This is a genomic window from Neobacillus cucumis (assembly GCF_023715505.1).
Genome location: NZ_JAMBOH010000016.1, coordinates 31,230 through 56,651, shown reverse-complemented (window position 1 = coordinate 56,651; position 25,422 = coordinate 31,230). Strand labels below are relative to the sequence as shown.

Below are 25,422 nucleotides of genomic sequence, written 5' to 3'. Positions count from 1 at the left end.
AAGTGTTAACAATAAGGGAGAAATATACAATTAAATTGTAAAGGATGGTGTTGGTTTATGGATACCTTTTTATTGCTGATGACACTCGTTTCGATTGTCATCGTTGTTCTAGGAGTATCATGGTTTAAGTGGCATGCGTTTATCAGCTTACTCGTGGCTAGTTTGTTTTTAGCGTTAGTATCAGGTCTATCTCTGGATAAAATTGTTGCAGCCTATGAAACGGGTGTAGGCGGGGTCCTTGGACATTTAATCGGGATTTTAGCTCTAGGAACCATTTTAGGTAAAATGATGGCAGACTCTGGAGCAGGCATGCAGATTGCTGAATATTTTATTCGCGTTTTTGGTGTTAATAAATTACCATGGGCCATGATGCTGTCAGGTTTTATTATTGGTATTCCTGTATTTTTTGAAGTGGGGATTTTAATTCTATTGCCTTTAGTTATTTCGATTCACAAATCATCTAAACAAAATATTTTATTAATTGCCTTGCCATGTATCGCAGGATTATCAATCGTTCATGGATTGGTTCCGCCCCATCCTGGGGCATTGGCAGCCATCAGTATCTACAAGGCAAATTTAGGGAGAGTCCTTTTATATTCGTTAATTATTGCAATTCCAGCCGTTATTATTGCTGGTCCCTTGTTTGCCATGTGGGTTAACAAAAGGGTTGTTCCGCAAGGAGAACCTGTGTTGATTCGAGTAGGTAAGGAAGCTAAATCATTACCAGCTACAGGTATTTCATTTTTCATTATTCTGCTGCCAGTGTTACTAATGATTCTATCAGCGGTTGCTCCTTATTTAAAATTAACTGCGGGGATAACGAAATTTCTCATTTTCATTGGAAGTCCAATTATTGCCCTCTTGATTTCTGTCTTTGTTGCTTATTATTTCCTTGGACTACGGCGAGGGATGGGGAAAGAAGTTATTAAAAAATTGACAGAAGAATGTTTATTGCCAGTCGGATCCATCGCTTTAATCATTGGGGCTGGTGGTGGGTTTAAACAAATACTTATCGAAAGTGGAGTAGGGGATACAATTGCTCGGATGGCAGAGAATTTATCGCTATCACCACTTGTATTGGCCTTTTTAATTGCTGGTTTAATTCGAATTGCTACAGGATCCGCCACAGTAGCCTTAACCACTGCGGCTGGAATTGTTTCGCCAGTGGTAGCCGGGATGACAGACGTGAATCTCGAATTGCTGGTTATTGCGACAGGCGCAGGATCGTTAATGTTTTCACACGTTAACGACGCTGGTTTCTGGATGGTTAAAGAATATTTAGGATTAAGTGTTCCGGAAACCTTTAAAACGTGGACAGTCTTAGAAACCATTCTTTCTTTCGTCGCCTTTGGGGGAGCGCTATTGTTGAATATGTTTTTTTAACAGAGTTTTTAAAAGGCGCCAGCCACTATTAAAGTGCTGGTGCCTTTTCGGTTTTGGAAATGCGAACGAGAATCCTCTTCATTTCAATGGAAGGATGGTAGTCCGCCCGCTTTTGAAGAGGATCTAGATGTAACAGATGTTATTGTTTTCTTTGGCAGGAACTCAAACGAAACCAATACTGTATTTTGGGAACGTGTTTTATAGGCGCGAAAAAGGAATGGAACAAGAATCATTGAGATTGACACTAGGAACCATATAAGTGATAAGATGGAATATTTGTGGTTACAGCCCAAAAGTGGCACAAATATAGCAGTCCTGAATGGCATTATCCATCTATTAATTAAAAATAATTGAATTAATACTAACTATATTAACAACATACAATTGGTTTCGAAGAACTGAAGTAAACAGTTTCCCGCTATGATCCCGCCTTTGTATAACAGATTACGACCAATCCTCAAGCAAAGTTGATTCAATGTACGGAATGGATTGGAACGTAGGAAAAACCTTATCCGTTGCTATTACAGGGAATTTATCAAAGTATGGACGCAACCGCAGCTGCTACTCTTGTAAACTCGATGCAATTAATTATGGGGAAGATAGGAAAACCAGGCTCAGGTCCATTCCAGCATGCGGGCCAGCCAAGCTCAATGTCTAATAGGGAAGTAGGCGGTGCAGGCTTCTATCCTGGATATCGGAATAATAGCAATCCCAAACATATTGCAGAGATGGCGAGACTATGGAATGTAGATAAAGAAATTATACCGGTAGGACCACAAACCTATATCACAGAAATCATGTAATTAGTGGAACAAGGAGAAATCGATTTGTTTTGGGTTATGATGTATACGAATCCGGCGGTTTCACTTCCGAATTGAAACAAAATGACCGAAATCATGAAGAAGCCGTTTCTGGTTGTTGAGGATCCTTTTTCAAGCGAAACAGCGTAATTCGCTGACCTTGTCCTGCCAAATGCTCTTTGGGGTGAAAAAGAAGGAACCATGACCAACCTTGAGCGCAGGGTGAATGTCCTAAGAAAAGCCGTTAACCCACCCAATCATCTTCCTTCTGACTTTGAAGTTTACTAGAACTTTCGAAAAAGATGGGATTTAAGGATCGGGATCGGCAGCCATTAATCACCTATAAGACCCCTGAGGAGGCCTTCAATGAATGGAAGATTGTATCTAAGGAAAGACCTTGTGTCAGGTATGTCTTATGAGAAAATGGAACAGCTTGGCGGATTCAATGGCCGTGCGATGAACAATACCCAAATGGGAACGCCCGTTTATATACGGATGGCAGATTTTATACGTTTACAGATGAAACGGAGTCTTATGGGAGGGATTTGTTAACTGGGAGAGCAAGAACAAAAGAAGAGTTTGAAGCGCTTAAGGCTAATGGCAGTACGGTTCTATACAGATTTGATTGGGCACCGCCGCCTGAACTGCCATCAGGTGAATTTCCCTTTGAATTAAATACTGGAAGACTGGATTATAAATGGCATACACGAACTAAAACCGGCAGAGCACCAATGCTTCATTTAGCTTCACCTGAAGCCTATATTGAAATTAATCCCAGCGAGGATAACAGATGCAGTACAGAAAGGGGCCATTCTTATCCCTCTTCATTATGGAACACTTACTGAAGATCAAGCCGCCAATGTCCTAACACTTGTAGCCTGGGGTTTGGTTTCTAAACAGCCGCATTTTAAAAATGGTGCATGTAGGATTTAAAAAATCATAATAAACCAGGGTGGTTGAATAGTCTTGATCGATAATGCAGAGGAAATTCTTAAGGCCTGCCAACAAATTTTGCATACTCTAATAAAAAATCAAAAGAAGTGGTCAACCCGTACTTTAATCGTATCAATATATTATCCATTATCCATGAACTGCAAAATCATTTCCAGGCCATTTAACTCCAGGAATTAACCGTGATAACCTTAAATATCATTGGGGGATTACCTATCGGGGTGGAGATATTTTTAAATGAAATGACCACCTTAATTCAACATACTGCCCCTGTGTTAATAAGATAGGTAGTTGATTATATAAAGCAGCGCCTTGTATTCTTCTCTAGTCTGGTAGTTGAATTATTTGGAAATAGAGATTGCCTTTATATTATTACTCCAAAGTTCCAAGATTTGGCGAAACTTTGGTAAAAAACACAAAAGGGGCACTAGCCCCTTTTTGTGCTTAGACATGAAATTAATCTTTCTCTTTTTCCTTCTTTTTATCAGGTTTCCGGTCACTTAAGGAACGATAAATTTGTGTATACATACTGCCTTGTTCAATATTCTCAAGGAAAAATGGACCAATCAACTCTATGTACTCTTCGTCTTCAAACATTTTTTTATTTTGTAATTCCATTTCTGCTAATCCCTCATAAATCGATAGGAGTGCATAGGTATGATCCTCACCGGATATTGGTGTGAGAATCTCGACTTTGTGATCATAATTTTCAGTTCTGAACTTTTTAATTTCCCTTAAATTTTCAATCCCTTCTTTAAACTTATCTTGTTTAATGACAAACGTCTGATGAACATAAACAGACATTTAAGCACCTCCAAAAAATGAACAAAATCTTGATATTACTATTTACCTATCGACTGTTTTTATTCAAGATTTTTAGTGCAAAATATTTATTTTTTAGTTATGCCATTAGAAAAGTACTACTATTACTAGGATAAAGTGATAAAATGAACCCATGATTTGTTAATCTATTACAGAAAATGGAAATTTAATTGGGATAATTAGGATAAAATATGAAACTATTTTCGGTAATAATCGTCAAATCATATAGCAATAGATTAAGTGGAAAATTCAAATTAAATCACTAGGAAAAGATGGGGGAAAATGAGCAGGTTTACTAGAATAATCGAGATCTTATTGGCAGGATGTTTATTGGGGTTAGCTGGATGTAGCGAGCAGACAACAAATGAAAAGGAAGCAATTGCAGCAGGGCAGCAAAAAAACACAACAGAGAAACATCTTAAAGCAGAGAACAAAAAGAAAGTTGAAAAGCCGGTTTTTGTCAATCTTATTGACCCAAATACCAAAAGAGTTGTAAAAACCTTTAAACCAAAGGATATGGGATTTGGGACAGACGATGAAAAATATAAAGCCGAATTAGCCTTACTAACAAGGGAATTGGCCAGGGGGACAAAAGACACTCCAGGTTATGATAAAAGAATGATCCTTGATAAGCTTGATGAGAATGGACAAGTGATTAAAGGTACGCCGCAAACAATCCTTGATGAGGAAGAACTAACTGAAAAAATCATTCAGGCCTCTTTAAAAGGCGGCGACGTTGAAATTCCGTTATATGTTACAGCTAGCGGCTACAAGCCGGAGGAGGCTGCGCAATTGGGGGAAGTAGTTGTTGCTTCTTATTCTACCTACTTTAACAGTGGAATGGCCGGCAGGTCTAAAAATATCGCGTTATCGGCAAAGGCGATTAATAATGTCATTCTTGGTGCCGGAGACTCCTTCTCGTTTAACACCACTGTAGGACCTAGTGATGCCGAGCATGGCTATCAACCAGCACCGGAAGCTCTTGATGGGAAGTTGGTGGAAGGAATCGGCGGCGGTATTTGTCAAACCTCTTCCACCCTTTATAACGCGATTGATAAACTAGCTGTCAGTTATATTGAAAGGAATCATCACTCCCTGCATGTAGGATATGTGCCAACAGGAAGAGATGCAACCGTGTCTTACGGCGGGTTAGATTTTCGGTTTAAAAATACGACGGGCGTTCCTCTGCTGTTAAAAACGGTAGTAAGAAAAGGCTCTATCACTGTCGAAATAAGAACAGCAAAGGTATACAAAGATCAAGTAAAAAAACATTAATCAGAAAAATTCCCTGCAATAGTCCGCATGCAGGGAATTTTTGTTAGGAATTTCCTCTTCCATTACCTCATTTCTTCCCAATCTGCATATTGGCCGCTGCCTTGGCATCCTGGGCATTCAAATGAATTAAAGTAGGCAAACTCATTATAAGGGTATACTGTATACCCTCTACCCTCACAATCAGGGCATTTGCCTTGCTCCTTCATAGTAGAGACATGATTTTGATATCTTGCCTCTTTCCATTGATTAAATGAGTTGAGTAGTCCCATTTTCTTCACCTCATCGTTTTTTAATAGTATGGGGGAAAAATGGAATATTTATGCTTGTATGGTTTTTTAGTAAAAAGGGGAATTTTACTAAGTTGCTGATATATATCATTTTGCTCCTGCTATATTATATGAGAAAGCTCCTCAGAAAGTGATTACTCTGACACAGAGCTTGTACTAAATTCGAAAAAAATTAAAAAAGAACGAACATTGGACTATATAGATGCCCATGTTCGTTCTATCTTTTTACTTACTCAAAGCTTAATTTTTTTAATCGATATTGTAAGCTTTGACGACTTAATCCTAGTAACTTCGCTGTTTTGGAAATATTAAAATCATTTTTCTTGAGAACATGCTCAATATAGGTTTTTTCAAATAATTCTAGTTGTTCTTTTAATGGTACCGTAACATCTCCCGTTTCTTTCATAAAAGTTTCAACAGTTGATAGGGGCATCATTCTTTCTTTCATCTGCATTTTATTGCGATACTGGTAGGGTAAATGGCGGTACATGATGAAGTCTTCGCCATCCATCATGATGTTCATAGCTGCTTCTATAATATGCTCAAGTTCGCGTACATTTCCATGCCAATCATATTCGAAGAAAGAAAGTTTGACCTCCTCCGATAATCCTTTTACTTGCATTTGAAACCGTTCATTGTATTTTGCAATAAATTGTTCCACTAATAATGGGATATCTTCTTTACGGTCTTTTAAAGGCGGCACAAAGATAGTTACTACTCCTAATCGATAATATAAGTCTTTTCGCATCCGATTATTAGCAACCGCGTCAATCGGATCTTCATTCATGTTGGCAATCACTCTGACATCAACGGCTGTGTCTTTGGTATCCCCAATCCTTCTTATTGTTTTTTCCTGAAGGACTCGCAGCAATTTTGCTTGAAGATTTAGATTCAAGGAGTTAATTTCATCAAGTAGCAAGGTGCCGCCGTTTGCTTGTTCAAATAATCCAGGGGTATCCATAGCCCCTGTGAACGCTCCGCGTTTTGTGCCGAACAGAAGACTCTCAATTAAATTATCTGGTAAGGCTGCACAATTTTGTGAAATAAAAGGTCCTGATAACCGCTCGCTGCCGTTGTGGATGCTTTGTGCAAAAAGTTCTTTCCCTGTGCCGGTGTCACCAACAATCAATACGTAGGATGAGGTTCTGGTCGCACGTTTAGCCGTTTCGATTACTTCCTTTATGGCTGGGCTGTTGCCGATAATATGATCAAAAGTATACTTAGAAGTTCCTTTTTTCATGTTGCCCTTGATTAATTTTTCCAGCTTCGTAACATCATTAGCAATTTCCACCGCACCCCGAAGTTCATCATCTGTATAGATTGGAATTGTGTTGTTAATGGTAGTAATTTCTCTTCCTTTATTATTAAAATAGGTTTGTTTTACGTTGCTAGTTTCTTTTCCTTCTTGGAGCGCTTTTACTAGGGTACTAGATTGGTCGTCTTTAAACATAAACACGTCCAGTAAATTTTTATCTATAACATCCTGAAAATCCATCGATTCCATTTGCATCATTTTTTTATTATAAATAATCGTTTTACCTGTTTCATCGACTGCATGGACTCCTACATCGATTTCGTCCAAGATCCTCTTATACATCCCTGTTAAATAGATTAGGTCATTCTTTGATTTTTCCATTGTGTTATACCCCTTGTTTTCCTCTATGCATCTATTAAATCAAAGAAAACGTTTTAACGCAAAATAATTTTGCTGTTTTATTTAAAAAAATAAATTTTGCGCAAAAATAATTGGCTATTACTACCGTAAAAAAGCTATTAAACTGCAAATATAAAGTTGGCACGGAACTTGCAATATATTTTTACGTACAACAAAAGGGGGAAAAACAATGTATCCATACTCACATGAACCATTCACTAATTTTGCGGAAGAAGAAAATATACAGGCTTTTAAAGAAGCACTTGCCTTTGTTGAAAGCGAACTCGGAAAACATTACCCAGTTATCATTGACGGCGAATCAATCACAACAGAAGAAAAAATTCAATCAATCAATCCAGCCAATAAAGAAGAGGTTATTGGCTGTGTTTCAATGGCAAGTCAAGAACTAGCTGAAAAAGCGATGCAAGCAGCATTAGGAGCATTTGAAACTTGGAAAACATGGAGCCCAGAACATCGTGCCAATATCCTTTTTCGTGCGGCTGCAATGCTGCGCCGCCGAAAACATGAATTCTCTAGCTATCTAGTAAAAGAAGCAGGGAAGCCATGGAAGGAAGCAGACGCAGATACTGCTGAAGCTATTGATTTTATCGAGTATTATGCCAGACAAATGTTAAGCATTAAAGAAGGTGTACCTGTACAAAGCCGGGCAGGAGAATATAATCAATTCAACTACATCCCGCTTGGAGTGGGAATCATCATTTCACCATTTAACTTCCCGCTTGCGATTATGGCTGGTACTACGGTTGCAGCAATTGTCTCTGGGAACACGGTTCTTTTAAAACCGGCTAATTCCACACCAATCGTGGCTGCAAAATTTGTTGAACTGATGCATGAAGCTGGACTGCCAAAAGGAGTTCTAAACTTTGTACCTGGCAGCGGTGCTCAAATTGGTGATTACTTAGTAGATCAACCGAAAACTCGATTTGTATCGTTTACAGGTTCGCGCGAAGTAGGCTGCCGTATTTATGAACGGGCTGCAAAAGTAAATCCAGGACAAATTTGGTTGAAACGTGTGATTGCCGAGATGGGTGGTAAAGACACCGTTGTGGTTGATAATGAAGCGGATTTGGATCTTGCTGCAGCTTCAATCGTCTACTCAGCATTTGGGTACTCAGGTCAAAAATGTTCAGCTGGATCCCGTGCTGTTGTTCACCAAGATGTATATGATGTTGTCCTTGAAAAGGCGGTTGCGCTAACAAAAACTCTTACGATGGGTAATCCAGAATTACAAGAAACTTACATGGGACCAGTTATTGACGAAAGATCATTCAAAAAGATCATGAGCTATATTGAAATTGGAAAAGAAGAAGGCAGATTAATGACAGGCGGCGAAGGGGATGACTCCAAGGGTTATTTTATTCAACCAACCATACTCGCTGACTTGGATGAAGATGCCCGCCTTATGAAGGAAGAAATTTTTGGACCAGTGGTAACCTTCTGTAAGGCGCGTGATTTTGATCATATGATGAAAATTGCCAACAACACTGATTATGGTTTAACAGGAGCACTTATATCAAATAACCGCGAGCACATTGAAAGAGCAAGACAAGAATTCCACGTAGGAAATCTTTATTTTAATCGTACATGTACGGGTGCTATTGTTGGCTATCAGCCATTTGGCGGATTCAATATGTCTGGAACCGATTCAAAAGCAGGAGGACCAGATTATTTATTGCTTCATATGCAGGCGAAAACAACATCAGAAATGCTTTAAAATTGTAAGGGCGTGGGGGCATAAAATGGTGCTCCCTAAGAATAAAGGGGGAAACGAACATGATTGTTACGACGAAAACGACGGAAATTATTGAACAAACAAATAAATTTGGTGCAAATAACTATCATCCACTGCCAATCGTTATTGCGAAAGCAGAAGGTGTTTGGGTTGAAAGTCCAGAAGGGAATCGCTATATGGATATGCTGAGCGCCTATTCTGCTGTTAACCAGGGGCACCGCCATCCGAAAATTATTCAGGCGTTGAAAGATCAAGCAGATAAAGTAACGTTGACATCACGTGCCTTTCATAATGCCCAGCTTGGTCCATGGTATGAAAAAATTTGTAAACTAACAAATAAAGATATGGCACTTCCAATGAATACAGGTGCTGAAGCAGTTGAAACCGCTCTTAAAGCAGCACGCCGCTGGGGTTATGATGTAAAAGGTATTGCTGAAAACCAAGCTGAAATCATTGCCTGCATAGGGAATTTCCATGGCAGGACTATGGGAGCTGTGTCGCTATCATCAGATCCAGAGTACAAACGTGGATTTGGTCCAATGCTTCCTGGCATTAAATTAATTCCATATGGTGATCTAGAGGCATTAACGGCAGCGATTACACCGAATACAGCAGCATTCTTAATGGAGCCTATTCAGGGGGAAGCAGGAATCATATTACCTCCTGAAGGATTCTTAAAACAAGCTTCTGAATTGTGTAAAGAAAAAAATGTATTATTTATAGCTGACGAAATTCAAGTTGGTTTGGCTCGTACGGGAAAAATGTTTGCCTGTGACTGGGAAGATGTTGAGCCAGATATGCTGATTTTAGGAAAAGCACTTGGAGGCGGAGTATTCCCAATCTCATGTGTTGTTGCTAACTCTGACGTTTTGGGTGTATTTAATCCAGGTTCTCACGGTTCCACATTTGGGGGAAACCCGCTTGCTTGCGCCGTTTCACTTGCTGCCTTAGAGGTTATTGAGGAAGAACATCTAGCAGAACGATCCCTTGATTTAGGAAAGTATTTCCTTGACCAATTAAAAGCGATTAACAATCCCATTATTAAAGAAATCCGCGGAAAAGGCTTGTTTATTGGAGTGGAATTAACTGAAGAAGCAAGACCTTATTGCGAACAATTAAAAGAAGCAAGTGTTTTATGTAAAGAAACCCATGATACTGTTATTCGCTTTGCACCTCCACTCATTATTACGAAAGAGGAAATTGATTGGGCTATTGAAAAAATTCAAACCGTTTTATCATAAAAATATAACTCTAGCGAAATAAGGGGTGGCATAGATGCCTGCGAATCAATTGGTTGATGAAATGTCAAAGGAACAACAGAAGGAACAAGAGTCGTTAAATTTATTTTATTCCACACAGACAGTAATCCGAAAAGCATTAAATAAGTTAGGGTACACAAACGAAATGTATGAGCTTTTAAAGGATCCTCTTCGTTTATTGACGGTTCGTATTCCTGTCAGAATGGATGATGGTACAGTTAAAGTTTTTACAGGCTACCGTTCACAGCATAATGATGCTGTAGGGCCAACAAAGGGCGGTGTCCGCTTTCATCCAGAGGTGGATGAAGAAGAGGTTAAGGCATTATCGATTTGGATGAGTCTAAAGTGTGGTATTACCGATCTTCCATATGGCGGTGGTAAAGGTGGAATTATTTGCGATCCAAGGCAAATGTCTTTTAGAGAGCTAGAGAGACTCAGCCGTGGCTATGTACGGGCGGTCAGCCAAATTGTTGGGCCTTCGAAAGATATTCCTGCACCGGACGTCTATACTAATTCGCAAATCATGGCGTGGATGATGGATGAATACAGCCGTTTACGCGAGTTTGACTCACCAGGTTTTATTACCGGAAAACCCTTAGTCCTTGGAGGTTCAAAAGGCCGTGAAACAGCCACAGCAGCTGGCGTAACGATCTGTATTGAAGAAGCTTTAAAGAAAAAGGATAAGGAATTAAAAGGTGCCCGTGTGGTCATTCAAGGCTTTGGGAATGCTGGTAGTTATCTTGCTAAATTTATGCATGATGCAGGTGCAAAGGTGATAGCTGTTTCTGACGTATATGGCGGTATTTACGATCCAAATGGTCTTGACATTGATTACTTGCTTGATAGAAGAGACAGCTTTGGGACATTTTCGCAATTATTTACCGAAACCATCACCAATCAAGAACTTTTGGAGATAGATTGTGACATTCTTGTTCCTGCGGCTATTTCTAACCAGATTACAGCGCAAAATGCTGCCAATATTAAGGCTTCGATTGTGGTGGAAGCTGCCAATGGGCCAACTACGCTTGAGGCTACAACGATCTTAACGGAACGCGGTGTCCTGCTTGTTCCAGATATTTTGGCAAGCGCTGGTGGAGTAACAGTTTCATATTTTGAATGGGTTCAAAATAATCAAGGCTATTACTGGTCTGAAGAAGAAGTAGAAGAAAAGCTTGCAAAGGTGATGAAGAAATCCTTTGAAACTATTTATGAAACTGCTAAGTCACATCAAGTAGATATGCGTTTAGCAGCTTATATGGTAGGGATCAGAAAAGTAGCTGAAGCCTCCAGCTTCCGCGGGTGGGTTTAGAATAATCATTTCGTCATGCCGATATGAAATCATAAAATGAGGAGTGAACAACTTGCCAAGGATTGAAGAAACTGTTTACAGTCCATGTTCTGGTACCGTTGAAAAAGTTCTAACCAAAAAAGACAACCATGTATATGAATGGGAGAGATTATTTTTAATTAAAGCCAATAACGGTAAGATTGAAGAGATTTCGATTGGCATTAGCGGACATGTCACTTCATTGAATGTGAAGGACGGGCAAAAGGTCGACACTGAAACTGCCCTGGCAGTCATAAAGGACGATTTGATTATTACTGGCAGTGAGTGAGCAGGTAATCCCCTTTCCATAAGGTGGAAAGGGGATTTTTGCATTTAATAACGCAAAATTATTTTTAAATAATGCCAAAAAAATTGGCATACAGTTCAAAAAAAGTTCACAAATAACCATTTTCAGTTTTGGCACAAAACTTGCAATATAATGATTGGAATAGTGAAAAAATTAAAAAGATTTATCCGCTGGTAATAATAGGAGCAGCAGAGATCTTTTTATCAACGGGGGATTTTCCTGTTGGATGTTTCCTTTCCAAAGGGGAAATGGGATGGAAAAATATTGTAAGCGCATTCTTATTAGAAAAAGGGGGAAACTTAATGAATTTACAAGAAAGCAAGACATCGCATGAATTAAAAAGAACAATGAAGTCTAGGCATTTGTTCATGATTTCTTTAGGAGGGGTTATTGGATCAGGACTATTCTTGGGCTCTGGTTATACGATTAGCCAGGCCGGACCAATGGGGGCAATTCTTTCTTACATTGTCGGCGGCTTTATTATGTTTTTAACCATGCTATGTTTAGGAGAATTATCGGTCGCAATGCCGGTATCGGGGTCTTTTCAAACCTACACCACAAAATTTATTGGTCCGGGTACAGGTTTTGCGCTTGGCTGGCTGTATTGGCTGGGATGGTCTGTTACCGTCGCGTTGGAGTTACTTTCTGCCGGTCAGCTCATGCAAAGGTGGTTTCCTGATTCACCTGTTTGGGTATGGTGCGCTATTTTTGCTATTGTTCTATTCTCTCTTAATGCACTATCTGCCCGTGCATTTGGTGAAACAGAATTTTGGTTTTCAAGTATTAAGATTTTTGCTATCTTAGCATTCATTGTTCTTGGCGGCGCTGCTATGTTTGGGGTAATCAGTTTGAAAGGCGGGCAGCCAGCACCATTTTTAACAAACTTCACAGCTCATGGTCTGTTGCCACATGGATTTACAGCCCTTTTGATTACCATGATTACTGTAAACTTTTCGTTTCAAGGTACGGAATTAATTGGGATTGCAGCAGGAGAGAGTGAAGAACCTGAAAAAACTATTCCAAAATCAATTAGACAAACCGTTTGGCGTACGTTATTTTTCTTCGTTTTAGCGATATTTGTATTAGCAAGCTTAATCCCAATGAAACAAGCTGGCGTTGTCGAAAGTCCGTTTGTTGTCGTCTTTGATAGTATTGGAATTCCGTATGCAGCAGATTTTATGAACTTTGTTATCTTAACTGCGTTACTTTCTGTAGCTAACTCAGGTTTATACGCCGCAACTCGGATGTTATACGCGATGTCAAAAGAGAAGATGGCAAGTCCTAGGCTGGCACAAGTCAACAAGCAAGGAGTTCCGTTTAACGCGCTCGTCTTAACCATTGGGATTGCACTATTATCTTTATTATCCGGATTTTTTGCAGAGGAAACGGTTTTTGTTTGGCTGCTATCAGTTGCCGGACTTGGTGCGCAGGTTGGCTGGATTTCCATTACTGCTTCACAAATAGCTTTCCGCAGGAAATTTATACGTGAAGGCGGCAAAGTGGAGGATTTAAAATTTAAGACACCGCTTTTTCCTATTTTGCCGATTATTGGCTTAACCTTAAACTGTCTTGTGCTGACAAGTTTAGCATTTGATTCTGAACAGCGTCTTGCGCTTTATTTAGGAGTTCCGTTTGTCGTCATTTGTTATTTAATCTACCATTTTAGAATCAAGAAGAACCGTGAAATAGACGGCCTAGCTGAACAAGAATTAAATCTAAATGAAAATAAAAAAATGATTATTTAAACCAAGGGTCCGTTAAACGATATTGTTATTTTTTTATACTCTGTTGATTGGGGCGGAAGGCGCTCGACTCCCCGAAAATGCTAACGCATTTCCTTCGTGCGTGGCGATTCGAAGATGGGAAATCTGCGGGAGTACTGGGCAGGGGAGACCCCACAGGCGCAAATGCGCCGAGGAGGATCCCCGGCACGCCCGCGGGTTTGCTGAGCGCCTGGAGCGGAAATCAACAGCCAAAGTTACCAGACCTAAACCAAAGAAAGGCGCTTGGATTCGTCCAAGCGTTTTTTGTTTTTTGGATAAGAGTATGTAAAACAATAGATACTAATATGGAGGTGATATAAGTTGAAAGATTGGAATGAACAAGCTGCCCCAAATAATAATTTAGCGCCGAAAACGTTAAAAACAGGTGAATTTGTTGGGAAAGAACCAGATCACGAATTTTCGGAAGAATTATCCGATGGCGGTGAGCGGGATCAATTCATCGAAAGACAGAAAAAGAACTTAAAAATGAAATAACAAGTGGCGATTTAGAATCGTCACTTTTTTTGAGAAATTTTTGAATTAATCATTTACAATGAAGGGATTTAACTGTAGAATTTCTATGTACCTAAAAATTCTAGGTAGGTGAGAAAATGTTTAATCGTGAATTAGTTAAAGGAAGCACTTCGTTAATTCTTCTACAATTATTAAATGAGCGTGATATGTACGGCTATGAATTAGTAAAAGAATTAGAGCAGCGCAGTGACAATGGTTTAAGTGTAAAAGAAGGAACCCTATATCCTGCCCTGCATAAGCTTGAAAAGCAGGAATACATCGAGTGTTACTGGGTTGAGCAGGAAAAGGGACCAGCTCGTAAATATTACAGAATCACTGATGCGGGCAAAGAATTGTTGGGCGAAAAAACGCGTGAATGGCAGGATTTTGTTCAAGTGATGAACAAGGTAATAGGGAGATCGAAGCATGGAACGGCCGAAGAGTGATTTTCTAAAACAATTAAATAATGGACTTGGCAGCCATCAGGATAAGGAGAGTATTCTCCTAGAATACGAATCCCATATTGATGAAATTCTATTGGAATCTTCAGATTGTTCAACGGAAGAAGAAGTGTGGGAACGAATTGTTTCAAGGCTTGGAAGCCCTGCGGAAATTGCAGACATGTGGAAGGAAGAGTTGTCGGTTACGCCAAGTAATATGAAGTGGCTGTTTATTTTGCTGAACATCGTCTTTTTTGGCAGTGGAAGTATCTTAACACTCGCACATAATCTTTTTGAATGGAGCTGGTTATCGGCCCTTTGGGGTCATTTAACATCGCTTCCAACCTTAATTGCCGTTTTATACTTATTTTTCTGGGCGTTACTTGGGTATGAAATTGGCAAGGGCTTTGGTTTTGGAGGACGGACACTTTTAAGAAAAACTTTTTTATTATCATTGATTCCTAATTTATTACTGATGATTTTAATTGTCTTCGAAATTATTCCGCATGCATGGTTTGCCCCGTTGCTGACCAAAACCTTTATTATTGCTTGTATCATTTTTACAATCATTCTTTATCCGGTAAGCTGGATAGGATACCGCTGGGGCAGGAAAGCTTCGATATAAGCAGTTTTTTTGCTTATATACCTAGTAAAACTATATATATAGATATTCTATATTGAGGAGAGGGATATACGATGGAAATAAACGTTAACAAAAAGGATTGGCTCTTTCTAGGCTTATGTTTGTTACTCGCGATTTTAGCGGAGGAATCCTTTTTTCGAGGATTAATTGGAATTTCTTATCTAGTGTTCATAATGGCTTTTTATGCAGTATTTTTTTGGCGCTGCCGGAATATTTCTTTTTCACATCAACGTTTTGGCTATCTTGTCATGATTTGTATATGGTTACTATCGGCAGGTTATGTATTGAATGAGAATATCCTTTTTTATATCTTAAATATAATTGGAATTCCGGCCTTGGTTATATTTCATCTCGTGGCAGTAACTAGCCCGAAGAATTTCCGCTGGAACCAGTTCGCCTTTATTCCCTATATTTTATCAAGGCTACTTAACGCTATAAAATATAATGTTGCTTTTACCGCCTCACTTGGTAAATTAGCAAAAAGGGGTGCCGATGATAATAAGTTACTAGTTTGGAAAAAGATATTGATTGGTGTGGTCATATCATTACCGGTTCTGGCTGTAGTTTTACGGCTGTTGACGACAGCTGATCGCCAGTTTGCGTTGATGGTAGGCGGGATTCCTGATCTGTTTCGAATTGTTGATGGCGAAGGGGTCATGAGACTAATCGTTGTTCTTATCTGTATGGCTGCATTTTTTGGTCTGATGCAAGTTCTATATATAAAACAAATGAAAGTCATGAGGATAAAGGATTGGCAGTCATCTGTAAAGCTTGATACGGTTATTGCGGTTACTGTACTGTTCTTGATTAATCTGGTCTATATCCTATTTACAATTGTTCAATTTAGGTATTTCTTCAGCGGCAGTCTGCAAGGGGATTATACTTTCGCGGAGTATGCCAGAAAAGGTTTTTTTGAACTGCTGTTTGTAACGTTAATTAATTTATCGATTACAATTGTTGTTCTTTCAATAGGAGAAAGTGGAAAGAATGGTGTCAAGAGGATGAGGCAGGTCTTACTAACAATCCTTGTACTATCGAGCGGAGTTCTGCTTACATCGGCTTTTATCCGGTTAAGTATGTATGAGGAAGCATATGGCTTTACCTTTACAAGAGTTTTATCCCATTCGTTTATGATATTTCTCATTGTGATTTTTACCTATACATTAGTCAAGATTTGGGTGGAAAACCTTTCACTGTTTCATTTTTATTTTATCACCGCATTAATTTACTACACGACAATAAACGTAATTGATTTGGATCGGATTGTGGTGAAAGAAAATATTAGTCGTTATGAGGAAACAGGTAAAATTGATGCTAATTACCTTAGTAGTTTATCAGCAACGGGGGTGTTAGGATTAATTGAGTTATATGAACGAGGTGAAAACATTCCTCATTTAGAAACGATTTTACGGGACAAACAAATGGAAGCACGAGCGGAAAGTCATACTTGGCAATCATATAATCTAAAAAGGGAACGAGCTTCTCAAAAGTTAAATGAACGTCAATTTAAATAAGGAAAGAAAGCTTCTGCTCGTTTTTTCATTGGAAAGTTGTTTATTGACAAATTATTAGTGGATATTAACAAATTATATGATTTATTAACAATTGGCCATATTAGAGCTGCAAAAAAGCAGGGTCTTGATTAGACCCTGCCCACAATCTAATTAATCTCCGTTAAACATATCAAAGATACCACGTGCAATACTGCCTTCATCCTTCGCGCCTCCGCGTGAAGGTGCTGCTGCAAAAACTCTGCTTGCAAGCCTACTGAATGGCAGTGATTGAATCCAGACAGAGCCAGGTCCTCTTAGCGTTGCAAAAAACAAGCCTTCGCCCCCGAATAAGGCCGTCTTAACCCCTTTAACAAACTCAATATCGTAGTGAACACTGCTGGTCATCGCGACTAAACAACCAGTGTCAACTTTCAGCGATTGGCCTGGGAGGAGCTCCTTGCGGATAATTGTACCTCCTGCGTGTACAAAGCACATGCCATCGCCTTCGAGTTTTTGCATAATGAACCCTTCACCGCCGAAGAAGCCGACTCCCATTTTTCGCTGGAACTCAATACCAACCTGGACCCCTTTCGCAGCAGCTAGAAAGGCATCTTTTTGACAAATAATTTTTCCGCCGAGTTCACTTAAATCCATTGGGATAATCTTGCCAGGGTAGGGAGAGGCGAATGAAACATGCTTTTTGCCAGCACCTGTATTGGTAAAAGTGGTCATAAACAGACTCTCGCCGGTAATAATCCGCTTGCCGGCACTAAATAACTTACCCATTAAACCGGCGCCAGCACCACCGCCGGAACCGTCTCCAAAAATAGTCTCCATATGTATGTCATCTTCCATCATCATAAAGCTTCCAGCTTCTGCCACAACCGTTTCCTTCGGATCAAGCTCTACCTCTACAAACTGCATATCATCTCCATATATCTTATAATCGATTTTGTGGTTATTCATTTGAATCCCTCCACACTCAAAATATTAGCCTATCTATATTATAAGAAGTTTAGGAAAAAAGTGCTAATTTTAATTAATTAAAAAGGGAGCATTGTAATATGAACTGGGTCTAGCTACAGCGCACAGCGGCTGGTAGACTTCGCTTTTTAAATAAAAAAGACGCCTGTTTACACAGGCGTCTTTGCGTATTGAGGCGAAAAACCACACTCCACATAGTGTGCTCCATAAAGGAATGTTTCTCGACTTACACAACTCAGCTCATCGCTTAATCATTATAACACTATAATACATTAGAAAACAAGAAAAACTTTTTTTGTTAAATGCTTGAATATCAGTTAGTATTACTATATATTCAAATAATCAGATATACAAAAATAAAATGATAAGAAGGGTTACTATGTTTATTGACAAAAGATTCCATCCTTACTCTTTAGGAAGTTTCCGAAAAGACCTGCTTTCAGGATTAATTGTTGGTGTCATTGCCATTCCATTGGGCATGGCGTTTGCGATTGCTTCGGGAGTGAAGCCGGAGTATGGAATCTATACCACGATTGTGGCGGGAATCCTGATCTCCTTACTAGGGGGTTCAAAATATCAAATTGGCGGACCAACTGGCGCATTTATTCCGATTTTATTTGGGATTGTTATGACGTATGGTTATGAAAATCTTCTTATCGCTGGATTTATGGCAGGAATTATTTTAACGCTAATGGGGATCTTCCGCTTAGGTTCCCTAATTAAATGGATCCCCCGGCCGGTAACGATTGGTTTTACAGCAGGGATAGCTGTAACCATTTTTACAGGACAAATCGCTAGTTTCCTAGGATTAACAGGAATCAAGAAGCATGAAGAATTTATTCTTAACCTAAAGGAAATTCTGGTTCATCTGAACTCCATTAATCTATTTAGTTTACTTACAGCGGGGATTTGTTTAATAATGGTTTTACTAACACCAAAGGTTGCTCCTAAAATCCCTGGTCCACTAATTGGATTATTGGTTTCCACACTTGTGGCTACATTTTATTATCCAGGTGAAGTAGCGACTATTGGTACAGCATACGGTGAAATACCTAGTACATTACCGCAGTTACATGTACCATCCATCAATCTTGAAATGATTTTGAAGCTTTTAAAACCGGCATTTGTGATTGCCATGCTAGGTGGAATTGAATCACTCCTCTCTGCGGTTGTAGCAGACGGAATGACCAGCAGCCGTCATAATAGTAACAAAGAGTTGATTGGTCAAGGGATTGCAAATATGATAACCCCACTATTTGGAGGGATCCCGGCAACAGGGGCATTAGCCCGAACAGCGACAAATATTAAAAATGGAGCCGTTTCTCCTTTTTCCGGTATTACCCATGGGATCGTGGTCTTACTGGTATTATTGTTCTTTGCACCCAAGGCTTCTTATATACCGCTTGCTAGTATGGCCCCAATCTTAATGGTTGTTGCCTGGAATATGAGTGAACGAAAGGTATTTGCCCATATCAGCAAAACAAAATCAACTGATTCAATCGTGCTATTAGTTACTTTTTTTCTTACCGTATTTATGAACTTAACAACAGCTGTTGAAGTTGGGTTAGTGATGTCTGCCATACTGTTTGTGAAACGGATGAGTGATGTGACTACTACGGCGAAGGCACTGCCTAATCCACAGCATCGACAAGGAAAAGTAGAAACATCAATGGTTACTGACACCCATGATTGCCCGCAAATAAGTATCTTTAATGTGGAGGGGCCATTATTCTTTGGTGCAGCTCAAACATTTGAGAAAACCATTATGGAAACGATTAACTATCGCCCTAAAATCCTTCTCTTGCGGATGAGCAAGGTTCCGTTAATGGATACAACTGGTGAAGCCATCCTTGCAAGTATTGTGAAACATTTTGCCAAAAGTGGTATAGTGTTGATATCAGGATTGAATCCGCAGCCGGAGAGTGTTCTTAATAAGACAGGTTTAGTGGATATCATTGGGCAGGAGCATTTTTTTGAACATACAGGGGATGCCATTCAATATGGATTATCACAAATAAATGAAAATAAATGTCTGGGCTGTAAACATTTTGCCTTTCAGGAATGTGAACAACTGTCAGGGACAGAGGTTGTTGAAAATAGGGCAAAGTTAACAGCCACCTTTTAATAAATGAGGAAGTGATGATTTGAATTTGGAAATGCAGCAATTTAAAGCGGAATTTTTTAAAGCACTGGCCCATCCATTAAGAATCCGCATTTTGGAACTGCTGGCCGAAGGGGATAAAAATGTTAATGAGATTCAAACCCTTGTTGGCAGTGAAGGTTCTGCTGTTTCACAGCAGCTGACCATTTTACGTGCAAAAAATATTGTTTCAGGTACAAAGGAAGGCAATAAGGTGATTTATACATTGAAGGATCCAATGATAATTGAACTGCTAGCCGTTGCCCGTCAGATTTTTAATAATCATTTAGTAGATACCATTACCATACTTGATAAGTTTAAAGAAGAGGAAGAAGAAATCCTGCCACAGCCGAAGAATTAATATCTTCGGCTTTTTTATAATGTAAACCTACTTCAAGTTTTATAAAAATTCTAGATTACCAACAATTGAAAAGCAAAAAAAGATTATGCTTTCCCAATCCGCCCAATTATTTTTCTGCTAATTACGACAAAACTGTTTTGAGATATATTTTGGGAATGTAGAATGTAAATGAGAGAAATAGAGAATTGTAGAACTATGTATTTTTATGTCAAAACTACCATTATTGACATAATTTCTTAAAAATGATAAATTTTAATCAGCCGTTGCACACGAGATTAGATTTATGCTACAAAGCTTGTTCAAAGTATTAATCGATGTTTGGATGAGGAAAAGAAAGTAAAGCTATCACGTTGTAATTTGGTGAATTTTACACATGGCTTAAGTGTAAGCCCATAGGAGGATTTTTTTACATGAAAAACGGTAAAGTAAAATGGTTTAACTCAGAAAAAGGTTTCGGATTCATCGAAGCTGAAGACGGAAATGACGTATTCGTTCATTATTCTGCAATCCAAACTGAAGGTTTCAAAACTTTAGAAGAAGGTCAAGAAGTTTCTTTCGAAGTAGTTGAAGGAGCTCGTGGACCACAAGCTGCTAACGTAACTAAGAAGTAATTCTGCTAAAACTACCATTACAACAGCCTGGACAAAAGTCTCAGGCTGTTTTTTATTGTCGACAATAGGATATTCAAGTGATTTCCAGACTCATTCCAATTGGTATTTTGCTATAATAGTAGTATTCGAATATGCATGAGGTGACCCAAATGAAATTTATTCACACTGCTGATTGGCATTTAGGTAAACTAGTACACGGTGTTTATATGACTGAGAATCAACGTGCAGTACTGGAACAATTTGTCTTGATCGTGGAAGAAGAGAAGCCGGACGCCGTTGTTATTGCAGGAGACCTGTATGACCGATCAGTGCCGCCAACTGATGCGGTTGAATTATTAGATGATATCCTTTTTAAAATCAATGTTGAGCTAAAAACACCGGTTGTAGCCATCGCTGGGAACCATGATAGTGCCGAGCGTCTTTCGTTCGGCAGCTCCTGGTATAAACATAGTCAATTCTACTTAACTGGTAAACTTTCAAATAACTTTAGACCTGTTCAGATTAACGGTGTTAATTTTTATCTTGTTCCTTATGCAGAGCCAGGTGTCGTCCGCCAGCTAGTTGAAGACGATTCCATCCACTCCCATCAAGAAGCGATGAAGGCCCTGATTGGAAAAATAGAAGAGAACCTTAATCCCAATGAACCGAATGTTTTAGTGGGACATGCCTTTGTTTTAGGCGGACAAACCTCTGATTCAGAACGAATTTTATCTGTTGGCGGCTCTGGCTGTGTTGGTGCAGAATTGTTCGCCCCATTTTCCTATACGGCACTTGGGCACCTGCATAGTCCTGATGCAATTAATCATGAAAAAGTGAAATATTCAGGCTCCCTCTTAAAATATTCTTTTTCGGAAGCAAAGCAAAGAAAGTCCATTTCAATCATTGAAATGGATGAAAAGGGGAATTTTAGCCACCGTTATCGCTCGCTTACACCTAAACACGACATGCGCGAGATTGAAGGGCACATAGAAGAATTACTTGACCCTAACTTTTATGGAAATGAACAAGTGGATGATTATTTAAAAATTACACTGCTGGATGAGGGGGCACTACTTGATCCCATTAATAAATTGCGTCAGGTCTACCCGAATGTCCTTCATTTGGAAAAGAAGATTAACCTTACTGACAGTAAGAGAAAACAATCCTACATTGCCCTAAAAAGCGAGAAAAAGTCTGAAATCGATCTGTTTGAACAATTTTACACAGACATGACCACCTCAGATTTTACAACAGAAAAAAGAGATGTTATGACAGAAATCATTCAAAAGGTTTTACGAGAGGAGGGGGTTAGATGAAACCTTTAAAATTAACGATGCAAGCGTTTGGTCCTTATGCAGGCAGAGAAGAGATTGATTTTAACCAGCTTGGCAACCGGACAATGTTTGTCATCTCGGGAAAGACAGGTGCAGGGAAGACAACCATCTTTGATGCGATTAGTTATGCTATCTATGGTAAAGCCAGTGGGGAAGACCGGAATGGGCCCGAACTCCGCAGTCAATTCGCACCAGAAGAGTTGTTAACAGAGGTTTCACTAGACTTTTCCCTCCGCAACAAAGTTTATTCGATTATGCGCTCACCGCAGCAGCTTAAGAAAAAAGACAGGGGCAATGGTTTTACCACTATTGGGGCAAAAGCTGAATTATATATGTGGGACGCAGATGGCGAGAAAAAATTGTTAGCATCAAAAACAAATGATGTGGAAGAAAAAATTAAAGAAATCATGTTGATTGATGCTAATCAATTTCGGCAAATCTTAATGATTCCACAGGGAGAATTTCGAAAGCTACTAACGTCAGACAGTAAGGATAAAGAAGTTATCCTTCAGCGGCTATTCCACACACAGCTTTATAAATTAATAGAAGAAAAGTTGAAAGAGGAAGCAGCGGAACTGAAAAAGACAGTTGAAGATCAAGAAAAGGCACGAAATGAAGCCTTACGGCGGATCCAAGCCCTTACAAATGATGAACTCGGGCAAGCTCTAGAAAATGATCCTGCGAACCACACCGTCATTATACCGCTTTTACAAGCGGAAATTACGGGTATGGAGGATAAACTTGGTCAATTAACGAATCAACTATCAGACAAGATTCAGGAGCAAGATAAACTAAAGGGGAAACTTTTTGAAGCAGAAAGGATCTTAAAACAGCTGCAAACAAAAGAGGAGTTAAAAGAGAAAAAAACGCAATTACTTGCTCAAGAGAACATATACACCGAGAAAGAAATCCAGGTTCAACGGGCACAAAAAGCTGCTCTATTAGCGAAACAAGAGGAGCTTTGCCACCGGTTAAAGCGGGAGTCAGACCAGCTTCAGGAAAATGTTAACATGATTGTTGGTGAAATAGAAAAACTGAACGGACTTTCTCAAGCATATGAACAACAGCTTCAAACAGAGCTTGAGCGTGAAGGTGAGCGGCAGTCTGCCCTCGATGAAGTGAATCGATTGGTGAATATGAAGGCTGATGTCTACTCCTTCGCAGTATTATTAAATGAGACAGAACAAAAGGAAAACGAGCTTAAAGCGGCAAAAGAAAAGCAAGCGAATAATGAACAGAGACTTCAGAAATTGGAAGAACGGATCCAAACGTTAAAGAACCATAAAGAAGAAATCGAAACAGGGAAGTTAACCTTTTTAGAAAATGAGAGTAAGCTTGAAAAACTGAAAGTCGATTTGATCCGACTTGAAAAATTTGAAACACTGTTTGTACGTCATCAAAAGGCGGAACAGAATTTAATCGCAATTACAGGACGTTTCGAAAATACGATGGCTCAATATCGGGATGCTAAATCCCTTGTCGAAGAACTGGAGAAAAAATGGATCCATGGTCAGGCTGCGATTTTAGCCGCTAACCTTCATACTGGTGAAGCGTGTCCTGTTTGCGGCTCCCTAAACCACCCTGCTCCAGCGATTGAACAAGAAAATAGTATTCCAACCGAAGAAGATCTGAATGCAGCAAAGGAACAAGCTATAAAATGGGAAAAGGAAAAATCAAAAGTAGAAGCCAATTTTTATCAGTGTCAATCGGAAGAACGATCACAAAAGGAAGCGGTTCAGGAAATTCTTAACGAAATACGAGTGGACCGTCCAGAATTTTCAGTTGAAGAGTTAGCACAGGTAAAAATTGAGACGACTTTGGCTAAAAATGAGCTTGTACAACTTCAAAACAAGCTGGAGGAGCAAATTAAATTACTTGATCGAGTTAAGTCAGAGATTGAGTCTAGAGAGACTGAAAAAACAGCCGTACAATCTGGTATTCAGCAGTTGTCAGCATTGGTGAGTGATTTAATGGTTCAGTTTACTGAAAAGAAAACGGATCTTACTAGGATGATGAAGGTGATTCCTGAAAATCTTCGCTCCGAAGCAGAATATGAGAAGACATTGACAGCCTGCCGAATTCGTTATGATATGTTAGTGAAACAGCTTGAAGAGGCACAGAAACGCCTCCAAGTTGTGAAAGAAAAGCTTGCGAGTGAAACAGCTAGATTACAAGATGCTAAGAAACATCAAGGGGCAAAACAGCAGGAGCTCGAGACAGAACGAGGGATCTTCTTAGCTAAATTATCCGAACAAGGCTTTGAAAAATATGGGATCTACGCTGCTTCTAAAAAAAATGAGGGAGAAATTCAAGGTCTTCACGATGAAATTCGCAGCTATCGTGAGGAGTTACGCTCTGTTTCAGACCGGTTGAAGGAAATAACCGAACTCTTAGCGGATGTGAAAACTCCAGATGTTGAGGGGATTAAGCTGGAGTTGTCGAAATTTATGACTGAAATTGAGAGGCTGACTCATGAACGAACAGATTTATTTGTTAAAAAACGGGAAAATGAGGAAATTTATCGCCGTGTCGAGAGTCTTAATAACGAGGTAAAGGCATTGGAGGAACGTTTCAGCATTATCGGCGATCTTTCTGATATTGCTAGAGGACAGAATCATTTACGGATTACCTTTGAACGGTATGTGCTAGCGGCCTTCTTAGATGATATTTTACGAGAAGCAAATTTCCGGCTGAGAAAGATGACCTCTGGACGCTATATGTTACAGCGGAAGACAGATCGGTCAAAAGGAAATGCCCAGAGCGGATTGGAATTACTGGTGTTTGATCAATATACCGGCCAAGAGCGTCATGTTAAAACGTTATCGGGCGGAGAAAGTTTTAAAGCGTCGCTTTCGTTAGCATTGGGACTAGCAGATGTAGTGCAAAATTATGCAGGCGGTGTTTCATTGGAGACGATGTTTATCGATGAAGGTTTTGGTACACTTGACCCAGAATCTCTTGACCAGGCTATTGAGGCTTTAATGGACATTCAAAGCAGCGGCCGGTTGGTGGGTATTATCTCACACGTGCCAGAGCTAAAAGAGAGAATAGATGTGAGACTTGAGGTTATCGCTGGTCAGACAGGCAGTCGGACAGAGTTTATGTTTTCAAATTAATTTGACAAAGCAGTGGGTTTCTTTTATTGGGGAACCTCACTGCTTTTTTGTTTTCGAATTCTATATGTTCCCGCGAGATGGGAAAAATAGTTGGAACCGTCAAAATAAAGAGTAATTGTGCCCGAAAATCCTGAAAAATAGATTAAACGGTCAAAATAAAAAGTAATTGTGACCTTGAGCCAAGAAAGATAACTTCAGCAGTCACAATTAATACTAATAATACCCCT

Annotated in this window: 25 protein-coding genes; 21 read left to right on the top strand and 4 right to left on the bottom strand. The window is 39.4% G+C overall.

Going from position 1 to position 25,422, the window contains the following annotated elements; genetic code table 11:
- Window positions 1-57: 57 nt before the first annotated feature.
- From M3226_RS20515 to M3226_RS20490, 6 genes are all read left to right on the top strand, one after another.
- Window positions 58-1,383, top strand: coding sequence for a GntT/GntP/DsdX family permease (locus tag M3226_RS20515; RefSeq protein ID WP_251569242.1), 1,326 nt, complete (start codon window positions 58-60; stop codon window positions 1,381-1,383).
- Window positions 1,384-1,925: 542 nt separating this feature from the next.
- The gene (locus tag M3226_RS20510) at window positions 1,926-2,186 is read left to right on the top strand and encodes a hypothetical protein (RefSeq protein WP_251569239.1); all 261 of its coding nucleotides are present in this window, start codon (window positions 1,926-1,928) and stop codon (window positions 2,184-2,186) included.
- Between the two features lie 198 nt (window positions 2,187-2,384).
- Complete coding sequence (locus tag M3226_RS20505) at window positions 2,385-2,471, top strand: hypothetical protein (protein WP_251569807.1); 87 nt, start codon at window positions 2,385-2,387, stop codon at window positions 2,469-2,471.
- Window positions 2,472-2,549: 78 nt separating this feature from the next.
- A complete protein-coding gene (locus M3226_RS20500) occupies window positions 2,550-2,735 on the top strand; it encodes a hypothetical protein (protein WP_251569237.1) in 186 nt (61 codons plus the stop codon).
- Complete coding sequence (locus M3226_RS20495) at window positions 2,729-3,028, top strand: hypothetical protein (RefSeq protein WP_251569885.1); 300 nt, start codon at window positions 2,729-2,731, stop codon at window positions 3,026-3,028. Before M3226_RS20500 ends, M3226_RS20495 begins: the two co-directional genes overlap by 7 nt.
- On the top strand, window positions 2,946-3,116 hold the full coding sequence (locus M3226_RS20490) for a molybdopterin dinucleotide binding domain-containing protein (RefSeq protein ID WP_251569235.1): 171 nt from the start codon (window positions 2,946-2,948) through the stop codon (window positions 3,114-3,116). Before M3226_RS20495 ends, M3226_RS20490 begins: the two co-directional genes overlap by 83 nt.
- Window positions 3,117-3,590: 474 nt before the next feature.
- On the opposite strand, the gene M3226_RS20485 is transcribed toward M3226_RS20490, so the two are convergent.
- Window positions 3,591-3,938: a hypothetical protein gene (locus tag M3226_RS20485; protein WP_251569227.1), complete on the bottom strand. Its 348-nt coding sequence runs from the start codon at window positions 3,936-3,938 to the stop codon at window positions 3,591-3,593.
- Window positions 3,939-4,238: 300 nt separating this feature from the next.
- On the opposite strand from M3226_RS20485, the gene M3226_RS20480 reads away from it, so the two are divergent.
- Window positions 4,239-5,231: a VanW family protein gene (locus tag M3226_RS20480; RefSeq protein ID WP_251569225.1), complete on the top strand. Its 993-nt coding sequence runs from the start codon at window positions 4,239-4,241 to the stop codon at window positions 5,229-5,231.
- Window positions 5,232-5,293: 62 nt separating this feature from the next.
- Here the strand turns inward: M3226_RS20480 and M3226_RS20475 are convergent, their stop codons facing one another.
- A complete protein-coding gene (locus M3226_RS20475; protein ID WP_251569208.1) occupies window positions 5,294-5,500 on the bottom strand; it encodes a methionine aminopeptidase in 207 nt (68 codons plus the stop codon).
- 247 nt (window positions 5,501-5,747) lie between these two features.
- Window positions 5,748-7,154 (bottom strand): sigma-54 interaction domain-containing protein, encoded by a 1,407-nt coding sequence (locus tag M3226_RS20470; protein ID WP_251569200.1) that lies wholly within the window; start codon window positions 7,152-7,154, stop codon window positions 5,748-5,750.
- A 208-nt stretch (window positions 7,155-7,362) separates the two neighbouring features.
- Here M3226_RS20470 and pruA point away from each other — a divergent pair, with 208 nt between their 5' ends.
- The 9 genes from pruA (at window position 7,363) to M3226_RS20425 (ending at window position 16,691) form a co-directional block, all read left to right on the top strand.
- Window positions 7,363-8,907, top strand: a complete 1,545-nt coding sequence (gene pruA, locus M3226_RS20465; RefSeq protein ID WP_251569187.1) for an L-glutamate gamma-semialdehyde dehydrogenase — start codon at window positions 7,363-7,365, stop codon at window positions 8,905-8,907.
- A gap of 59 nt (window positions 8,908-8,966) precedes the next feature.
- A complete protein-coding gene (locus M3226_RS20460) occupies window positions 8,967-10,166 on the top strand; it encodes an ornithine--oxo-acid transaminase (protein ID WP_251569178.1) in 1,200 nt (399 codons plus the stop codon).
- A gap of 61 nt (window positions 10,167-10,227) precedes the next feature.
- On the top strand, window positions 10,228-11,493 hold the full coding sequence (locus M3226_RS20455; protein WP_251569805.1) for a Glu/Leu/Phe/Val family dehydrogenase: 1,266 nt from the start codon (window positions 10,228-10,230) through the stop codon (window positions 11,491-11,493).
- 52 nt (window positions 11,494-11,545) lie between these two features.
- Entirely contained in the window at window positions 11,546-11,800 is a 255-nt protein-coding gene (locus M3226_RS20450; protein WP_251569170.1) for a hypothetical protein, read from the top strand.
- 320 nt (window positions 11,801-12,120) lie between these two features.
- Window positions 12,121-13,563 carry an amino acid permease gene (locus tag M3226_RS20445; RefSeq protein ID WP_251569162.1) on the top strand — a complete coding sequence of 481 codons (1,443 nt, stop codon included), beginning with the start codon at window positions 12,121-12,123 and terminating at the stop codon, window positions 13,561-13,563.
- 339 nt (window positions 13,564-13,902) lie between these two features.
- On the top strand, window positions 13,903-14,076 hold the full coding sequence (locus M3226_RS20440; protein WP_251569147.1) for a hypothetical protein: 174 nt from the start codon (window positions 13,903-13,905) through the stop codon (window positions 14,074-14,076).
- Between the two features lie 116 nt (window positions 14,077-14,192).
- Window positions 14,193-14,540 (top strand): PadR family transcriptional regulator, encoded by a 348-nt coding sequence (locus M3226_RS20435; protein WP_098528128.1) that lies wholly within the window; start codon window positions 14,193-14,195, stop codon window positions 14,538-14,540.
- Window positions 14,521-15,159 carry a DUF1700 domain-containing protein gene (locus M3226_RS20430; protein ID WP_251569145.1) on the top strand — a complete coding sequence of 213 codons (639 nt, stop codon included), beginning with the start codon at window positions 14,521-14,523 and terminating at the stop codon, window positions 15,157-15,159. Before M3226_RS20435 ends, M3226_RS20430 begins: the two co-directional genes overlap by 20 nt.
- A 71-nt stretch (window positions 15,160-15,230) precedes the next feature.
- Window positions 15,231-16,691 carry a DUF4153 domain-containing protein gene (locus tag M3226_RS20425; RefSeq protein ID WP_251569142.1) on the top strand — a complete coding sequence of 487 codons (1,461 nt, stop codon included), beginning with the start codon at window positions 15,231-15,233 and terminating at the stop codon, window positions 16,689-16,691.
- A gap of 150 nt (window positions 16,692-16,841) precedes the next feature.
- On the opposite strand, the gene M3226_RS20420 is transcribed toward M3226_RS20425, so the two are convergent.
- Entirely contained in the window at window positions 16,842-17,636 is a 795-nt protein-coding gene (locus tag M3226_RS20420; RefSeq protein WP_251569136.1) for a TIGR00266 family protein, read from the bottom strand.
- Window positions 17,637-18,033: 397 nt separating this feature from the next.
- Between M3226_RS20420 and M3226_RS20415 the strand changes: the two genes are divergently transcribed.
- The 5 genes from M3226_RS20415 (at window position 18,034) to M3226_RS20395 (ending at window position 25,195) form a co-directional block, all read left to right on the top strand.
- The gene (locus M3226_RS20415; protein WP_251569123.1) at window positions 18,034-19,779 is read left to right on the top strand and encodes a SulP family inorganic anion transporter; all 1,746 of its coding nucleotides are present in this window, start codon (window positions 18,034-18,036) and stop codon (window positions 19,777-19,779) included.
- A 19-nt stretch (window positions 19,780-19,798) separates the two neighbouring features.
- Window positions 19,799-20,155: an ArsR/SmtB family transcription factor gene (locus tag M3226_RS20410; protein ID WP_251569121.1), complete on the top strand. Its 357-nt coding sequence runs from the start codon at window positions 19,799-19,801 to the stop codon at window positions 20,153-20,155.
- 410 nt (window positions 20,156-20,565) lie between these two features.
- Window positions 20,566-20,766, top strand: a complete 201-nt coding sequence (locus M3226_RS20405; protein ID WP_007083969.1) for a cold-shock protein — start codon at window positions 20,566-20,568, stop codon at window positions 20,764-20,766.
- 149 nt (window positions 20,767-20,915) lie between these two features.
- Window positions 20,916-22,061, top strand: a complete 1,146-nt coding sequence (locus M3226_RS20400) for an exonuclease SbcCD subunit D (RefSeq protein ID WP_251569095.1) — start codon at window positions 20,916-20,918, stop codon at window positions 22,059-22,061.
- Complete coding sequence (locus M3226_RS20395) at window positions 22,058-25,195, top strand: AAA family ATPase (RefSeq protein WP_251569093.1); 3,138 nt, start codon at window positions 22,058-22,060, stop codon at window positions 25,193-25,195. The genes M3226_RS20400 and M3226_RS20395 overlap by 4 nt, the downstream gene beginning before the upstream one ends.
- Window positions 25,196-25,422: the final 227 nt, after the last annotated feature.

Excerpts from the sequence above, each read along its gene's own strand:
- M3226_RS20455 (WP_251569805.1), top strand. The coding sequence starts at position 10,228 with ATGTCAAAGGAACAACAGAAGGAACAAGAGTCGTTAAATTTATTTTAT.
- M3226_RS20400 (WP_251569095.1), top strand. The coding sequence starts at position 20,916 with ATGAAATTTATTCACACTGCTGATTGGCATTTAGGTAAACTAGTACAC.
- M3226_RS20515 (WP_251569242.1), top strand. The coding sequence starts at position 58 with ATGGATACCTTTTTATTGCTGATGACACTCGTTTCGATTGTCATCGTT.
- M3226_RS20425 (WP_251569142.1), top strand. The coding sequence starts at position 15,231 with ATGGAAATAAACGTTAACAAAAAGGATTGGCTCTTTCTAGGCTTATGT.
- M3226_RS20420 (WP_251569136.1), bottom strand. The coding sequence starts at position 17,636 with ATGAATAACCACAAAATCGATTATAAGATATATGGAGATGATATGCAG.
- M3226_RS20510 (WP_251569239.1), top strand. The coding sequence starts at position 1,926 with ATGGACGCAACCGCAGCTGCTACTCTTGTAAACTCGATGCAATTAATT.
- M3226_RS20505 (WP_251569807.1), top strand. The coding sequence starts at position 2,385 with ATGACCAACCTTGAGCGCAGGGTGAATGTCCTAAGAAAAGCCGTTAAC.
- M3226_RS20460 (WP_251569178.1), top strand. The coding sequence starts at position 8,967 with ATGATTGTTACGACGAAAACGACGGAAATTATTGAACAAACAAATAAA.
- M3226_RS20475 (WP_251569208.1), bottom strand. The coding sequence starts at position 5,500 with ATGGGACTACTCAACTCATTTAATCAATGGAAAGAGGCAAGATATCAA.
- M3226_RS20445 (WP_251569162.1), top strand. The coding sequence starts at position 12,121 with ATGAATTTACAAGAAAGCAAGACATCGCATGAATTAAAAAGAACAATG.
- M3226_RS20415 (WP_251569123.1), top strand. The coding sequence starts at position 18,034 with ATGTTTATTGACAAAAGATTCCATCCTTACTCTTTAGGAAGTTTCCGA.
- M3226_RS20470 (WP_251569200.1), bottom strand. The coding sequence starts at position 7,154 with ATGGAAAAATCAAAGAATGACCTAATCTATTTAACAGGGATGTATAAG.
- M3226_RS20500 (WP_251569237.1), top strand. The coding sequence starts at position 2,550 with ATGAATGGAAGATTGTATCTAAGGAAAGACCTTGTGTCAGGTATGTCT.
- M3226_RS20435 (WP_098528128.1), top strand. The coding sequence starts at position 14,193 with ATGTTTAATCGTGAATTAGTTAAAGGAAGCACTTCGTTAATTCTTCTA.
- M3226_RS20405 (WP_007083969.1), top strand. The coding sequence starts at position 20,566 with ATGAAAAACGGTAAAGTAAAATGGTTTAACTCAGAAAAAGGTTTCGGA.
- M3226_RS20430 (WP_251569145.1), top strand. The coding sequence starts at position 14,521 with ATGGAACGGCCGAAGAGTGATTTTCTAAAACAATTAAATAATGGACTT.
- pruA (WP_251569187.1), top strand. The coding sequence starts at position 7,363 with ATGTATCCATACTCACATGAACCATTCACTAATTTTGCGGAAGAAGAA.
- M3226_RS20485 (WP_251569227.1), bottom strand. The coding sequence starts at position 3,938 with ATGTCTGTTTATGTTCATCAGACGTTTGTCATTAAACAAGATAAGTTT.
- M3226_RS20480 (WP_251569225.1), top strand. The coding sequence starts at position 4,239 with ATGAGCAGGTTTACTAGAATAATCGAGATCTTATTGGCAGGATGTTTA.
- M3226_RS20395 (WP_251569093.1), top strand. The coding sequence starts at position 22,058 with ATGAAACCTTTAAAATTAACGATGCAAGCGTTTGGTCCTTATGCAGGC.